The sequence below is a fragment of the Thiorhodococcus minor genome (assembly GCF_010820565.1).
GTDB lineage: Bacteria > Pseudomonadota > Gammaproteobacteria > Chromatiales > Chromatiaceae > Thiorhodococcus > Thiorhodococcus minor.
On sequence record NZ_JAAIJQ010000014.1, the window covers coordinates 48389 to 62637 of the forward strand.

Consider the following 14249-nt stretch of genomic DNA (forward strand, 5'->3'; position numbering starts at 1 on the left):
CTGGATGCCAGCCACACCGAGAGCGCGGCTCAAGACCGGGAGACGAGCCGGGCACCTTAGCCGCACCCATGAGCGAGACCGAGCGGGGCCTTCTCTGCGGACCGCATAGGCTCGGATTTTGGCAGGACCTCCGGCCGCAAGCCCACTGCACCCGTCACGACCTGCACCCCTTGGGCTCGGGAATGCGCCTAGTGTTTTCCCGTGTGACCGAAGCCGCCTTCGCCCCGGATCGAGGAATCGAAGGCGTCGACGACGACCAGGTCCGCCCGCAGGATGGGGACGAGCATCAGCTGGGCGATGCGCTCGCCGACCTCGATGCGGAAGGTGGCGTTGCCGCGATTCCAGCAGGACACCAGCAGCGGTCCCTGATAGTCGGAATCGATCAAGCCGACCAGGTTGCCGAGGACGATGCCGTGCCTGTGCCCCAGCCCGGATCTCGGCAGGATCATGCCCGCCACGCCGGGCTCGGCGATGTGCACGGCCATGCCCGTGGGCAGCAGCTCGCTACAGCCGGGCGGCAGATCCAGCGGCGCCTCGAGCATCGCCCTCAGATCGAGCCCGGCGGAGCCCTCGGTCGCATAGGTGGGCATGGGAAAGGCGCTCCCCAGGCGCGGATCCAGGATCTTCACTTCAAGCCGATGCTGCATGGCGCTCTCCATATCGTTCGGCGATGAGCACGGCCAATTCGCGCGCGAGCCGCGTCTTGGTCATCATGGGCAGCTCGCGACTGCCGCCGTCCCAAAGGACCGTCAGGGCGTTGTCTTGGCTCTCGAAGCCTCCGCGCTCGCCGCCCACCTGGTTGGCGGCGATGAGATCCAGCCCCTTCTTCTCCAGCTTGCCGCGCGCATAGGCGATCACCCGATCGGTCTCGGCGGCGAAGCCCACCGTGAAGGGCCCGGGGCTCAGGGCGGCGACCTCGGCCAGGATATCCGGGTTGCGCACCAAGCGGATGCTCAGCTCCCCGGCGTCCTTCTTGATCTTGCGGCCCGCCGGCTCGACCGGGCGATAGTCGGCGACCGCCGCCGCCCCGATGAAGAGATCGCAGCCCGACGCCCGGCTCATCACGGCCGCGTGCATCTCCAGCGCCGACTCGACCCGCACCAGCTCGGCGACCGGCGGAGCGGGCAGGGCGGTCGGCCCCGTGACCAGGGCCACCTCTGCGCCCAGTCCGACCAAGGCCTCGGCCAAGGCATAGCCCATGCGCCCCGAGCTGCGGTTGCCGAGAAAACGCACCGGATCCACAGGCTCTCGCGTCGGCCCGGCGGTCATGAGCACGCGCACAGCATCCAGCGGACCATCGGCTCGCGCAAGGATCGCGTCCGCGATCTGGACCGGCTCCAGCATGCGTCCAGGTCCGACATCCCCGCAGGCCTGCTCGCCCTGACCTGGACCCAGGATGCGGGCGCCGCGTCCACGCAGGGTCTCCATGTTCGCCTGGGTCGCCGGATGGCGCCACATGGCCTGGTTCATGGCAGGCGCCAGGACCAGCTCCGCCTCGGTGGCGAGCGCAAGCGTCGTCAGGAGATCGTCGGCGATGCCGTGGGCCAGACGCGCCAGCAGATCCGCCGTGGCGGGGGCGATCAGCAGCAGATCCGCCCAGCGCGCCAGCTCGATGTGGCCCATGCCGGCCTCGGCCGCGGGATCCAGGAGCGTCGTCCGCACTGGTTGGCCGGAGACGGCCTGAAAGGTCAGGGGCGCGACGAAGCCGGTCGCCGCTTCGGTCATCACGACTCGCACCTCGGCGCCGCGCTCCTTGAGTCGGCGCACCAAGTCGACCGATTTGTAGGCGGCGATGCCGCCGCCGACCCCGAGCAATAGATTGCTCCCTGGCACCTCGTTAGCTTGCTGATGACTCATCGCCAAATCGTGTATCTTCGTTCTCGCGCTCGGCTTATTGGCGCACAACCTGAAATCTTAACTGATTCGCCGCGCGGGGGCGGGGCGAAGGAGGGCGGAGATGACGATCAAGGATTGGCCGGAGGACGAGCGCCCGCGCGAGAAGATGCTGGAGCGCGGCCCTGGCGCCCTGTCGGATGCCGAGCTGTTGGCCATCTTTCTCCGCACGGGTGTCACCGGACGGAGCGCCGTGGATCTCGCACGCGACCTGCTCGCCGACTTCGGCGGCCTGGCCGGGCTGCTCGCCGCGGACCAGCGCCGCTTTTGCGCCGCCAAGGGACTGGGCACCGCCAAGTACACCCAGCTCCAAGCCGTGCTCGAGCTCAGCCGCCGCTATCTGCTGACACGGATCAGCGGCCAGGACGTCCTGACCAGCCCCGAAGCCACGCGCGACTATCTCAAGATGCGCCTCTACGGCTCGCCCCAGGAGGTCTTCGCCTGCCTCTTTCTCGACAACCGCCACCGCGTCATCCGCTACGACGAGCTCTTCCACGGCACCATTGATGGCGCCAGTGTCCACCCGCGCGAAGTCGTGCGGCGCGTCATCGAGACCAATGCGGCAGCCGTGATTTTCGCGCACAATCATCCGTCCGGCGTCGCAGAGCCCAGCCAAGCCGATCTGCGCATCACGCAACGGCTCAAGGACGCCCTCGCCATCATCGAGGTTCGCGTGCTCGACCACATCATCGTCGGCGAAGGAGAGGGCACCTCGTTCGCCGAGCGCGGGCTGCTCTAGTCAGGAAGTGAAGACGAAACCGATACTTGCACGACAAGCAAGGCCCATGTTAGCCTTCCGCTTCTTTATCAATCGAATACACGCCGACTTGCAGGGATTCCCGCCATGTCCAAGGTATGTCAGGTTACCGGTAAACGCCCCCTCACCGGCAACAACGTCTCGCACGCGAACAACAAGACCAAGCGCCGTTTCCTCCCCAATCTGCACGAGAAGCGATTCTGGGTCGAGAGCGAGAAGCGCTGGGTCAAGCTCCGTCTGTCCACCAAGGGGATGCGGATCATCGACAAGAATGGTATCGATTCCGTGCTCGGCGACCTCCGTGCACGCGGCGAAAAGGTCTAACCGGAGGGTCCGTCAATGGCAAAGGCAGCACGCGAGAAGATTCGTCTGAACTCGAGCGCCGGGACTGGTCACTTCTACACCACGACCAAGAACAAGCGCAATCAGCCTGGCAAGATGGAGATCAAGAAGTTCGATCCCGTCGTCCGCCAGCACGTCATGTACAAGGAAGGCAAGATCAAATAGGTCCGCTCGAGCCGGCGCTCCGAGCCGGTTTGCGTACATGGCGCCCCGACAAAGCCCGCCTCCGTGCGGGCTTTATCGTGTCCGAACGCCTGTGGTTTGCCATCCATGGCGCGCATCAGTCGGATGATAGTCGCATTGTCCGAGTCACCTGCTGCCGCGGCTCGCAGGGTCGTCAGCGGTGCGTGCCCTCCAGCGAATAGCCGCGGAGATTCCGCGAGAAGCTCTCCAAGGCCTGAATGCCCGTTCCTTCCGCCTGCTGACACCAGTCCTGCAGCATCTTGAGCAGCGCCTCCTGTGTCGGGGCTCGCCGATCCCAGACTTCCTGCAAACGCTCCCGGAAGTGGTAGACGGTCGCCAAGGTCTGGTGCTGCGCCAGCAGCTGCTCGACCCGTTGGCGCGCCGCCGCATCCAGACGCCCTGCCTCTTTCGTCAGCAATTTCTGTGACTTGCGCACCAAGCGACGGCAATGAGCGGCGTCGCGGCAGAGCTCGGCGCGGGCGACTGGTGCGAGCACTTCCTGGCCGTAGCGGGCGATGACATGCATGCGGCTGCGGATCACGGCGCTCAGCGTGTCCATGTCCAGATGCTGCTTGCCGGCGACCACCCTGGGCTTGGGCGCGAGATGCCGCACCTTGGCGAGCCCGACCGAGCTGAGCAGCCGGATATAGAGCCAACCGAGATCGAATTCCCACCATTTCGACGACAGCCGAGCCGAGCTGGGGAAGGCGTGATGATTGTTGTGAAGCTCCTCGCCACCGATCAGGATGCCCCAAGGGGCGATGTTGGTGGAGGCGTCGGGCGACTCGAAATTGCGGTAGCCGGCGAAATGGCCCACACCATTGACGACACCCGCAGCCCAGAACGGGATCCAGAGCATCTGCACCGCCCAGATCGTGATGCCGTAGACACCGAAGAGCAGCAGGTCGATGGCCAGCATCACCAGAATTCCCTGCCAGTGGAAGCGTCCGTAGAGGCTGCGCTCGATCCAATCATGGGTTTGACCCTTGCCAAAGCGGTCGATGGTATCTTCGTCGCTGGCAGCTTCGGCATAGAGCTCCGCGCCCTCCATCAGCACCTTGCGCAGGCCCAAGACCTGTGGGCTGTGCGGGTCGAGCGGGGTCTCGCAGCGTGCATGATGACGGCGGTGCACCGCCACCCACTGCCGCGTCACCATGCCGGTCGTGAGCCAGAGCCAGAAGCGGAAGAAGTGCGAGACGACTGGATGCAAGTCCAGTGCGCGATGGGCCTGAGAGCGATGCAGATAGACCGTCACTGCAAGGATGGTGATGTGGGTCATGACGAGGGCGGCCAGCACTGCTTGCCAGATACCTACGTCGAGGATGCCGTAAAGGGTCATCGGAGCTCCGGGTCGAGGGGGAATTCAGGGAGAAACGCGAGGCTCGGTTGGACGGGCACCTTGCCCAGGTCTACCGATCTATCCATCTGAAGTTCGAGTCGATGATCCCGCTTTGCAATCGCAATGCTGAGCGCGAGGGAATTTTCCTTGCTGCCTCGGCGAGCGCGCTTCCACGCGGCCCGATATCGAGGCAGGACTCAGGCGGCCATCCGGCTCAATTGCAGATTCCCGCACCCATCGAGGCGAGCGGCCCAGCCGGGCGCCAGCCAGGTCGTAGAGACCGCGTCCGCGATGATCGCCGGACCGCTGACGGACGCCCGCTGCGCGACGGCCTCCCGGGAGATCACGGGGACGGGTGCATCACAGCCATAGGCAAACAAGTCCCGCGAGGCCACGAGAGCGGCCTCGGCTTCGAGCTCAGGCAGCCGCAGCCCGGGCAGAGGGCCACGGGCACGCACCCGAAGGTTGACCAGCTCGACGGGCAGCTCCAGGCGATGGCCATAGGCCGCCTGGTGGCGTGCGTGAAACCCCTCGATCGCCGCCTGGACCGAGCTCCAGGCGAGATTCAGCGTATGCGACTGGCCGCGGTAGCGCAGATCCAGAGAGCGCTCGATTCGCAGCCCATCCGGCTCCCAGCCCTCTCGGGCAAGCTCGGCGGCGGCCTGGTCCGCGAGCGCTTGCAGGGCGGCGGCGACTTCCTGGTCGCCCAGCTCGGCAATCAGACCCAGCCGGGTCCTCGTCAGGGTGCGGCCGGCGGGGGCGACCAGCATGCCCAAGGCGGAGAGCACGCCCGCGTGAACTGGCACCAGGGCCTGACTCATCTCCAGTGCCTCGGCAAGGGCACAGACGTGCAGGCCTCCGGCACCCCCGAACGAGGTCAGCGTGAAGCCGCGGGGGTCCAGCCCGCGCTGCACTGAGATCACCCGCAGGGCACGCGCCATGTGCTCGTTCGCGATCCGCAGGATGCCCAAGGCAGTCTCCTCGACCGCGAGACCGAGCTGGCGTGCAACGCCTCCGAGGGCCTCGCGCGCCGCCGCGACATCCAGCCGCATCCGCCCGCCGAGGAAGCCCTCAGGGTCCAGCCGACCCAGGACCAGGTTGGCATCCGTAACCGTCGGCCGCGTCCCGCCTCGGCCGTAGCAGGCCGGTCCCGGGCTGGCGCCGGCCGACTCGGGACCGACGAGCAGGATCCCACCCGCGTCCACCTGGGCGATCGAGCCTCCACCCGCGCCGATGGTGTGCATGTCCACCATGGGCAGGGCGACCGGATAGCCGGCGATGCGGCCGGACGTGGTCAGCCGTGGCTCGCCGTCGATGAGGGCGACGTCGGTCGAGGTCCCGCCCATGTCGAAGCTCAGCAGGCGCGGCGAGTCTTTCTCGGCAGCGGCGGCGAAGGCCGCGCCCGCCAAGCCGCCGGCCGGACCGGACAGCAGGAGCCGGGCGGCATGGCGCGCGGTCTGATCGGCCGCCACCGCCTCGCCGCTGCTCTGCATGACCGAGACGCGCGCACCGGGCAGACCTGCCGCGAGGCGATCGAGATAGCCGGCGACGACAGGCCCGACCCAGGCATTGATCCAGGTCGCGATGCCCCGCTCGTACTCGCCGGTCAGCGGCAAGACCTCGGACGAGCGGGAGACGAAGAGGTCGCTCGGCAGGGCGTCCGCCAGGGCGCGCTCGGCGCTGTCGTCGAGATAGGAGAAGAGGAGGTTGATCGCCACGGCCTCGGGCGCCAGCTGCGCGACCTTCGCCCTGAAGTCATCCAGGTCCGCCTGCGTCAGCGGCTCCACCCAGGTCGCGTCCGCGGCCAGGCGCCCGCCGGTCTCGATGCACAGCGCGCGGGGCACAGGCGGGGTTCGCGGCGGCGGCTGGAGGTCGTAGAGGTCCGCGCGTGCCTGGCGGCCAATGGTGAGCACATCGCGCAGGCCCCGATTGGCCACATAGAGGGTGCGCACGCCCTTGCCCTCCAGAACGGCATTGGTTGCGACCGTGCTTCCATGGACGACGCGCAGTTCCTGGGGATCCAGGCCAAGCTCCGCGATCCCTTGCAGGATGGCCCGCTCGGGTGCATCGGACGTCGAGAGGACCTTGTGGGTGCGGATCGCGCCCTCGCGCCAGAGCACGAAATCGGTGAAGGTGCCGCCAGTGTCGATGCCGATCAAAGTCATGGAGCGCTCGGGGTCCGATCAGTTGCCTGGGCTCAGGAGAAGCTCGCCGATTGTCGCGCCCTCGGCCGGTCCCTTCCAGGGCCAGGCGTGGCCGCGCACGGCGCGCCAATCCTCGAGCTGGTCGTCGCGGTAGGGCGAGAAGACATGCCCGGACTGCCCGAGCGTTAGCGAGCCGCGCGTCTGGCTCCAGTCCCCCGGCGTCGCGACGAGCCGCATGGAGGGCACGAAGAGGACGCGCCAGAGATCCTGGGGCAGGGCCTTGGCGACGTCGATCGTATCCGCGCTTCCGCCCACAGCCACGGGTCCTGCGCTGAAGAGTCCGCCCACCAGGGGAAGGCCGTCGAAGGCATGTGGAAAGGCGACCGAGCGCACCAGGGCCAGGGCCGGTGGCTCTCCGGCCTCGGCGCCCGGAGGCAGCTCCGCGAGCCTTGCCGAGGCCGCCCGGAGCGCCCGCGCCCAGATCTCGGCGGGCGCCTCCGTCTCGGGTGTGGTCACGTCGTCCCAGAAGCTCGAGACACTGCTGCGCAGGGTCTCGGCAAGGGGATCATAGTGGACGATGGCAAGCGACATGAGTGCCGGCAGGTCCTCGCCCAGCTCGTCACCATAGAGCGCCTGGAACAGGGCCGACTCCAGGAGCTCGACGAAGACGGCCGAGCGGCTCTCCGCGATCATGGCACCGTCCCAGTCCCGCAAATAGGTCTCCACCAGCTCCCAGGCCCCCGCGTCCTCGGCGCGGATCTCGGGCTCCAGGGCCAGCACAGCGTCGCGCACCGCGCGCGCCCGCAGGCTGACGCGATCCCCTTGGATGCGGGCCATGTCGTCGGCCTCGAGGACAGGCTCACCCGCAAGCAGCGCGGCGATGCGCTGCGCCCGGTGCGGCGAGCTCCAGGCATTGCTGACGCGCACGGGATAGTCGGGCGCGATCGAGCGGTTGTTGGCCGTAATCAAGATGCCGGTAACCGGATCGACATAGGCTGGATTCATCTCCTGAGGCACCAGCCCCTGCCAGGCGTAGGCGTCGATCCAGCCGGGGAGGGGGAAGGCGCCCGTGCCCTTGCCGCGCTGGGGCAGCTGACCTGTCATCTGCCAGGCGATCCCGCCATCGCGATGCGCCAGCATGAGATTCGCGCTGACATGGCGCATGTCCAGCCCGGCCGCCATGGCGGCCTCCAGGGTCCGCGCCTGACAGAGCCGACGGACCGCGCGAAAGCCGAGATCCGGCTGGTCGTGTGCCTGCCGCAGCACGAGCAGGTCCTCGAGGCCGGCGTCCGGCAGGTCCATGAGACTGCCGGTGACCTCGCCAAGGATGTCATTGAGGACGAGGCCCCGGCTCGTGCTGCGGATCGCGACGCGCACGGGCTGGCCGCCCTTGACGGCAATGCTTTCCCAGCGCGTCGCGATGGGCTCGGACTCACCGCCGGAGCGCAGCACATGCGCACCGTCGTCGGTCACCTGCTCAATGAAGACGTCCTGGGTATCCGCGATCACCGACGTGATGCCCCAGGCGAGATCCGCGTTGTGGCCGATGAGGATCAGAGGCACCCCAGGCAGGGCGGCCCCCGCGACGTGAAACTGCGGCGCGCTCAGCTCCAGCTCATACCAGATGCTCGGCGTCGAGGCCGCCAGGTGAGGATCGTTGGCCAGAAGCGCCCCGCCAGTGGCCGATCTCAGGCCGGACACCAGCCAGGCATTGCTCGCCGGACCCTGCATCGGCATCCCGAGCCTGCCGGGCAGTGCCAAGAGCCGGTCCAGCCGCGCCGGATCGACCCGGGCGACGCGCCCAGCCCCCCGCTGCGCCAGATAGCTGACCAGCTCGGGCTCGACCAGGGGCGCGGGCAGCCCCTCATCCACGGGAAAGAGCTCGCGCGCCAGGGTCGGTCCGATGCGCTGGGCCAGCCGCAGGAAGGTCAGCTCGCCGCGCAGGTTGAAGGATTGGGTCCAAGCCATGTAGGCACCGATCGCCAGGCTGTCCTCGGGTCGCCAGGGCTCGGGCCCGAGCCGCGCGATCAGGTACTCGAGCGGCAGACGCCCGGCCGAGCGCGCGATATAGGCGTTCACGCCATCCGCATAGGCCCGCAGCAGGGCGACATCGTCGGGCTCCAGGGCCGCGAGGCTGCGCCGCGCCTCGGCGCCGAGCGCGATGGTGCGAAAGAAGCGATCGACCGGCAGCAGCTTCGGACCGAAGAGCTCGGCCAGCCGGCCGCTGGCGAGCCGGCGCATCAGGTCCATCTGCCAAAGCCGCTCGGACGCCACCACATAGCCCTGAGCAAAGAGCAGATCGTGCAGACTGTCCGCCGCGATGCTCGGGACGGCGTGCGGGCCGTATACGACCCGCACAGGCGCAGCCAGCCCTGGCAGCGCCACAGTGCCGTCATAGAGGGGCTCCGCGCGCTTTCCGAGCCAATAGACGCCAGCGACGCCTGCAATGAGCAGCAGAAGCAGGATCGACAGCGTCCAGCGTAGGACAAGACGCAACATGGACTTATACACCCGTTGGCGGCTTGGTTAAGATCGAGGCCGCCATTGTCCCACCGCAGAGGAGTCAACGCGATGCCGACCCAGCCCGATTCGCAAGCCGTGAAGGACTACCTGATGGATCTGCAAGAGCGCATCACCGACGCCTTGCGCGCGACCGACGGCGGCGCCGGATTCAGGCAGGACAGCTGGGAGCGCCCGGGAGGCGGGGGAGGGCGGACCCGCATCATGCAGGACGGCATGGTCTTCGAGCGCTGCGGCATCAACTTCTCGCACGTGCATGGCGACCAGCTCCCCGCGTCGGCCAGCGCCCAGCGGCCCGAGCTGGCCGGGCGCAGTTTCGAGGCCATGGGCGTCTCTCTGGTCGCCCACCCGCAAAATCCCTATGTGCCTTCGTCGCATCTCAATGTACGCTTCTTCATCGCCAGCAAAGACGGCGCGGATCCGGTCTGGTGGTTTGGCGGCGGCTTCGACCTCACGCCCTATTACGGCTTCGAGGAGGACGTCCTCCATTGGCACCGCAACGCGCGCGAGGCCTGCGCCCCCTTCGGCGCGGATCTCTATCCGCGCTTCAAGGCCTGGTGCGACCAGTATTTCTATCTCAAGCACCGCGACGAGCCGCGCGGCGTCGGCGGTCTCTTCTTCGACGATTTCGCCGAGGGCGGCTTCGACCAGGCCTTCGCCTTTCTGCGCAGCGTCGGCGACCACTACCTGACTGGCTATCTGCCCATCGTCAACCGCCGCTGGGCAAAGACCTACGGCGATCGCGAGCGCGCCTTCCAGAAATACCGCCGCGGCCGCTACGTCGAGTTCAATCTCGTCTTCGACCGCGGCACCCTGTTCGGGCTCCAATCCGGCGGTCGAACCGAATCCATCCTCATGTCCATGCCGCCCGAGGTGAGCTGGCGCTACGACTATCATCCCGAGCCGGGCACACCAGAGGCTGCGCTCTACGAGCGCTTCCTGGTGGTGCGTGACTGGCTGGGCGAGGAGGAGGGTGCGGCATCGACTTAGCCGGGCTGGGCGCATCCACCGCCATGCAGACGGCCAGCCAGGAAGGTCCAAAGCGGCCATCCCCCTTCGTCCGGCTCGACTACCTCGACGCCCTGCGCGGCTATGCGGCGCTCTACGTCCTACTCTTCCATGTAGCCTGGCTGCCGGAAGATCGTCTGGCGCTTCCAGCCTGGATGTCCGACTACGTCCTCAACGGAAGCACGGGCGTCGACCTCTTCTTCGTGCTCAGCGCCTTTGCCTTATCCTACTCACTGGACGCGAGGCATGGCGAGCGCCACTTGATCCGGCACTTCTACATCCGGCGCTTCTTCCGGATCGCCCCCCTTTTCTACGTCATGATGGCCTTCTACTACGCCAAGGACCTCTGGCAGACCGGCACCTGGCACTCAGGGAGCGAGGTGCTGATCAACGCCTCGCTCCTGTTCAATCTCTTCCCCTCCCACATCCTCGGCTATGTCTGGGCGAGCTGGACGATCGGGGTCGAGGTCCTCTTCTATCTCGTCTTTCCGCTCATCTTCTCTCGCGTCCGAGGTGTCGGCGGAACGGCGGCGCTCTTCCTGATCACAGCACTGGGAGCCAACGCATGGTCCTTCCTGCTCGACCACTATGGTGTCGCCTCCGGATACCTGACGCCGGATCAGCTCGAGACGGTCAGACATCATAGCTTCCTCAGCGCACTGCCGGTCTTCGTGAGCGGCATGCTCGCCTATCGCCTGCACAGCGGCTATCTTGCGCGGCTGGGCGCACCGTCTCGGCGGCGGCTCGGGTCCTTGCTGATCCTGCTCTTCGCGGCGCTCTACTGGGCCTTGCTCGACGAGCGACTGCACGGCCTGCTTTGGGACGAGCAGGTCTGGCTCGGACCCATCTACGCCTGCCTGGTGTTGGGCCTGGCGCTGCGGCCTGCAAAGCTGCTGGTCAACGGAATCACGGTGAGGCTCGGCAAGGTCAGCTACTCGCTCTATCTGCTGCACCCAAGCCTGGTCGTCTTTCTCGCTCCGGCCTACCACCTGCTCTATACGTGGATTCCGAGCACCACGGGCGCCTTCCTCGCCGCGTTCGCGGTAACGGCCCTGATGCTCACGGCCGCCTCGGCGCTGAGCTACAAGGCGATCGAGCGCGCTGGCATGCGGCTTGGCGAGCGGGTCATCGCGCGCGGCTCACGGCCAAGCCTGCTCGCGACGCCCTGACACAGGCTTGTCGCCGGTCCAAAACGGAGAGTCATCCATGAAGTACGTCGAGGTCATCGCAAACGCAGGAAGCGCCGACACCATCGCGGAGGCGGCGGCGCGCGCCAAGGCCGTGGACTTCCGGCTCGGCCCGGCCGGCGAAGACGGCATGCAGCAGATGCGCATGCTGGTGAGCGACAGCCGCCTGCAGCGCCTGCTGGACATCCTGCAGACGGTGCTCGGCGCCCAGCCCATGGCGAGGATCATCGTCCTCCCGGTCGAGGTCTCCATCCCTCAGCCGGACGAGGGCGAGCGCAAGGAAGAGGATTCGGCGACGGCGGCGCGGGAATCCCTGTACGAGGGCGTCGAAAAGAGCTCGCGCATGGACGGCAGCTACGCCCTGCTGGTCGTGCTCTCGACCGTGGTCGCGGCGATCGGCCTCATCGAGGACAACGTCGCGGTCGTGATCGGCGCCATGGTGATCGCGCCCCTGCTGGGGCCCAATCTCGCCTTGAGCCTCGGGACCGCGCTGGGCGACATCGGACTCATGAGGAAGGCGGTCGCCACCCTCTTCTTCGGCATCGCCGTCGCGGTCGCGCTCTCGGCGGCGCTCGCCTATTTCTGGCCCAATGACCTGACCAGCGACGAGGTGCTCGCGCGCACCCAGCCGGGCCTGGAATCCGTCGCGCTCGCGCTGGCCTCGGGCGCCGCCGCGGCGCTGTCGCTGACCACAGGCCTCTCCAGCGTCCTGGTCGGGGTCATGGTCGCCGTGGCACTGCTGCCGCCAGCGGCGACGCTCGGGCTCATGCTGGGCGACGCCCGCTTCGATCTCGCCGGCGGCGCGGGGCTGCTGCTCGCGGTGAACGTGGTGTGCGTCAATCTGGCGAGCAAGATCGTCTTCTTCGCCAAGGGCATCAGTCCGCGCAAATGGCTCGAAAAGGAAAAGGCGAAGCGGGCGATGGTCACCTATGTCCTGGTGTGGGTGCTCACGCTGCTCGTGCTCATCTTCGTCATCCTCGAGCGCGACGCCTTGATCCCGGAAAGCCTCGACGAGGCCATCGAAGAGCACGTGCAGAAGCCCCTGGAGCAAGGGTCCTGAGAGGCTGTCTGACGATCGCTATCACCCGTGCTGCAGGGGCGAATGCATTCGCCTTCTCGCCAGCGTGGAGCGGCGCCCCGCCGCGACTGAGACGGTGGGAGCTGATCCGTCGCGCCGGGGCGGCACTCCCACGCAATGCCTGCCCGATGGCGTGTGATCGAATCGCCTTTGGTTAAGAAGACTCTCGGAAATCGCCTAAGAGCGTCGCAAGCCGGCAAGTCGGGCGAGCCAGCGCGGCACAAGCCGATCAGCCCAGATGCTCCTGCAGCCACTCGTTGATCTGATACCGCGAGCGCGCCCCACTGAAGCGTCCGCGCTCCTCGCCTTCCTGAAAGAGGATGACGGTGGGGAATCCGCGCACCCTGTAGTGGCCGGCGACGCGCATGTTCTCGCCCTCGTCGACCTCCAGCTTGGCCAGCAGGATGCGGCCTTCGTGCTCCTCGATGACGCGCTTGAGGTGCGGCGTCAGGGCATGGCAGGGGCCGCACCAATCGGCCCAGAAATCGACCAGGATGGGGTGCCCGTGCGAGGCCTCGACCACCTCGGCTTGAAAGCGGTCGTGATCGGTGTCGAAGATGTGCGGATCTGGATGGGAAACCTGCAGCATGACGAAGCCCGGAAGTGGATGGAGGCTCGGATCTTAGCCCGAAACAGGGCGATGACTGGAGCCAAGGCCGCGGCTGCGCTATTTTAGCGGGTTTGAAGCGCCGGGATGGTCCCGGACGCGCCGAACACACGCCGAGGCCCCTCGACCCATGGCTGATCTTGACACTCCCCGCTCCGCCTATCCCGTGACCCGGATGCGTCGGATGAGGCGCGACGACTTCTCGCGCCGCATGATGCGCGAGACGACCCTGACCCCGGACGACCTCATCTACCCGGTCTTCGTGCTCGAGGGCTCCGGGGAGCGCGAGGCCGTGGCGTCCATGCCTGGGGTCGAGCGGCTGAGCGTCGATCTGCTGGTCGAGGAGGCACGCGAGGTCCAGCGCATGGGAATTCCAGCCATGGCGCTCTTCCCGGTCACGCCCATGTCGGCCAAGTCGCTCGACGCCGCCGAGGCCTTCAATCCGGACGGCTTGGCGCAGCGCGCGGTGCGTGCCCTCAAGGACGCCGTGCCCGAGCTAGGGATCATGACGGACGTGGCGCTCGATCCCTTCACCACGCACGGACAGGACGGGCTCATCGACGAGGCCGGCTATGTGATGAACGACCCGACCGTCGAGGTGCTGGTGCGCCAGGCGCTGTCCCATGCCGAGGCGGGCGCCGACATCGTCGCCCCCTCCGACATGATGGACGGGCGCATCGGCGCCGTGCGCACCGCGCTGGAGGCCGAGGGCCACATCCACACGCGCATCTTGGCCTATTCCGCCAAGTACGCTTCGAGCTATTATGGCCCCTTCAGAGACGCGGTCGGGTCGGCCGCGAACCTGGGCGCCGGCAACAAGTACACCTATCAGATGGACCCGGCCAACTCGGACGAGGCCATCCATGAGGTGGCGCTGGATCTCGCGGAAGGCGCCGACATGGTCATGGTCAAGCCGGGCATGCCCTACCTGGACATCGTCCGCCGCATCAAGGATCAGTTTGGCGCACCGACCTTCGTCTATCATGTCAGCGGTGAGTACGCCATGCTGAAGGCGGCGAGCCAGAACGGCTGGCTGGACGAAGAGGCCGTGGTGCTGGAGGCCATGCTGTCCATGAAGCGCGCGGGCGCGGACGGCATCCTGACCTACTACGCCAAGGACATCGCCCGCTGGCTCGGGGCCTGACGCCCTCGACGCGACCCTTTTCGCCGCAGGATGGACAAGACTCCCCC

The 14249-nt window shown here is 67.3% G+C and carries 13 protein-coding genes; 7 read left to right on the plus strand and 6 right to left on the minus strand.

Features of this window, described 5'->3' with window-relative positions; all coding sequences use genetic code 11:
* Positions 1-188 precede the first annotated feature (188 nt).
* Complete coding sequence (gene dut, locus G3446_RS06675; RefSeq protein ID WP_164451939.1) at positions 189-647, minus strand: dUTP diphosphatase; 459 nt, start codon at positions 645-647, stop codon at positions 189-191.
* On the minus strand, positions 631-1857 hold the full coding sequence (gene coaBC / locus G3446_RS06680; RefSeq protein WP_164451941.1) for a bifunctional phosphopantothenoylcysteine decarboxylase/phosphopantothenate--cysteine ligase CoaBC: 1227 nt from the start codon (positions 1855-1857) through the stop codon (positions 631-633). Before coaBC ends, dut begins: the two co-directional genes overlap by 17 nt.
* Before the next feature lie 100 nt (positions 1858-1957).
* Here coaBC and radC point away from each other — a divergent pair, with 100 nt between their 5' ends.
* From radC to rpmG, 3 genes are all read left to right on the plus strand, one after another.
* On the plus strand, positions 1958-2632 hold the full coding sequence (gene radC, locus G3446_RS06685; protein ID WP_164451943.1) for a RadC family protein: 675 nt from the start codon (positions 1958-1960) through the stop codon (positions 2630-2632).
* 105 nt (positions 2633-2737) lie between these two features.
* The gene (gene rpmB / locus G3446_RS06690; protein WP_164451945.1) at positions 2738-2974 is read left to right on the plus strand and encodes a 50S ribosomal protein L28; all 237 of its coding nucleotides are present in this window, start codon (positions 2738-2740) and stop codon (positions 2972-2974) included.
* Positions 2975-2989: 15 nt separating this feature from the next.
* On the plus strand, positions 2990-3157 hold the full coding sequence (rpmG, locus tag G3446_RS06695) for a 50S ribosomal protein L33 (RefSeq protein WP_005222974.1): 168 nt from the start codon (positions 2990-2992) through the stop codon (positions 3155-3157).
* A gap of 172 nt (positions 3158-3329) precedes the next feature.
* Here the strand turns inward: rpmG and G3446_RS06700 are convergent, their stop codons facing one another.
* The 3 genes from G3446_RS06700 to G3446_RS06710 form a co-directional block, all read right to left on the minus strand.
* Positions 3330-4514, minus strand: a complete 1185-nt coding sequence (locus tag G3446_RS06700; protein WP_164451947.1) for a DesA family fatty acid desaturase — start codon at positions 4512-4514, stop codon at positions 3330-3332.
* Positions 4515-4711: 197 nt separating this feature from the next.
* Positions 4712-6679, minus strand: coding sequence for a hydantoinase/oxoprolinase family protein (locus G3446_RS06705; protein WP_164451949.1), 1968 nt, complete (start codon positions 6677-6679; stop codon positions 4712-4714).
* An 18-nt stretch (positions 6680-6697) separates the two neighbouring features.
* Entirely contained in the window at positions 6698-9157 is a 2460-nt protein-coding gene (locus G3446_RS06710) for a penicillin acylase family protein (protein WP_164451951.1), read from the minus strand.
* A 72-nt stretch (positions 9158-9229) separates the two neighbouring features.
* Between G3446_RS06710 and hemF the strand changes: the two genes are divergently transcribed.
* The 3 genes from hemF to G3446_RS06725 are packed head-to-tail and all read left to right on the plus strand — an operon-like array spanning position 9230 to position 12433.
* A complete protein-coding gene (gene hemF, locus G3446_RS06715; RefSeq protein WP_164451953.1) occupies positions 9230-10168 on the plus strand; it encodes an oxygen-dependent coproporphyrinogen oxidase in 939 nt (312 codons plus the stop codon).
* Positions 10169-10191: 23 nt separating this feature from the next.
* Positions 10192-11355: an acyltransferase family protein gene (locus tag G3446_RS06720; protein WP_164451954.1), complete on the plus strand. Its 1164-nt coding sequence runs from the start codon at positions 10192-10194 to the stop codon at positions 11353-11355.
* Between the two features lie 37 nt (positions 11356-11392).
* Positions 11393-12433 carry a TIGR00341 family protein gene (locus G3446_RS06725; RefSeq protein ID WP_164451956.1) on the plus strand — a complete coding sequence of 347 codons (1041 nt, stop codon included), beginning with the start codon at positions 11393-11395 and terminating at the stop codon, positions 12431-12433.
* Between the two features lie 247 nt (positions 12434-12680).
* On the opposite strand, the gene G3446_RS06730 is transcribed toward G3446_RS06725, so the two are convergent.
* The gene (locus G3446_RS06730) at positions 12681-13040 is read right to left on the minus strand and encodes a thioredoxin family protein (RefSeq protein WP_164451958.1); all 360 of its coding nucleotides are present in this window, start codon (positions 13038-13040) and stop codon (positions 12681-12683) included.
* A gap of 148 nt (positions 13041-13188) precedes the next feature.
* Here G3446_RS06730 and hemB point away from each other — a divergent pair, with 148 nt between their 5' ends.
* Complete coding sequence (gene hemB / locus G3446_RS06735; RefSeq protein ID WP_164451960.1) at positions 13189-14202, plus strand: porphobilinogen synthase; 1014 nt, start codon at positions 13189-13191, stop codon at positions 14200-14202.
* The last annotated feature ends 47 nt before the right edge of the window (positions 14203-14249 follow it).

Bases quoted from the DNA above. Each gene is read 5' to 3' on its own strand.
- rpmG (WP_005222974.1), top strand. From the start codon at position 2,990: ATGGCAAAGGCAGCACGCGAGAAGATTCGTCTGAACTCGAGCGCCGGG.
- rpmB (WP_164451945.1), top strand. From the start codon at position 2,738: ATGTCCAAGGTATGTCAGGTTACCGGTAAACGCCCCCTCACCGGCAAC.
- hemF (WP_164451953.1), top strand. From the start codon at position 9,230: ATGCCGACCCAGCCCGATTCGCAAGCCGTGAAGGACTACCTGATGGAT.
- hemB (WP_164451960.1), top strand. From the start codon at position 13,189: ATGGCTGATCTTGACACTCCCCGCTCCGCCTATCCCGTGACCCGGATG.
- radC (WP_164451943.1), top strand. From the start codon at position 1,958: ATGACGATCAAGGATTGGCCGGAGGACGAGCGCCCGCGCGAGAAGATG.
- G3446_RS06710 (WP_164451951.1), bottom strand. From the start codon at position 9,157: ATGTTGCGTCTTGTCCTACGCTGGACGCTGTCGATCCTGCTTCTGCTG.
- G3446_RS06700 (WP_164451947.1), bottom strand. From the start codon at position 4,514: ATGACCCTTTACGGCATCCTCGACGTAGGTATCTGGCAAGCAGTGCTG.
- G3446_RS06725 (WP_164451956.1), top strand. From the start codon at position 11,393: ATGAAGTACGTCGAGGTCATCGCAAACGCAGGAAGCGCCGACACCATC.
- G3446_RS06730 (WP_164451958.1), bottom strand. From the start codon at position 13,040: ATGCTGCAGGTTTCCCATCCAGATCCGCACATCTTCGACACCGATCAC.
- dut (WP_164451939.1), bottom strand. From the start codon at position 647: ATGCAGCATCGGCTTGAAGTGAAGATCCTGGATCCGCGCCTGGGGAGC.
- G3446_RS06705 (WP_164451949.1), bottom strand. From the start codon at position 6,679: ATGACTTTGATCGGCATCGACACTGGCGGCACCTTCACCGATTTCGTG.
- coaBC (WP_164451941.1), bottom strand. From the start codon at position 1,857: ATGAGTCATCAGCAAGCTAACGAGGTGCCAGGGAGCAATCTATTGCTC.
- G3446_RS06720 (WP_164451954.1), top strand. From the start codon at position 10,192: ATGCAGACGGCCAGCCAGGAAGGTCCAAAGCGGCCATCCCCCTTCGTC.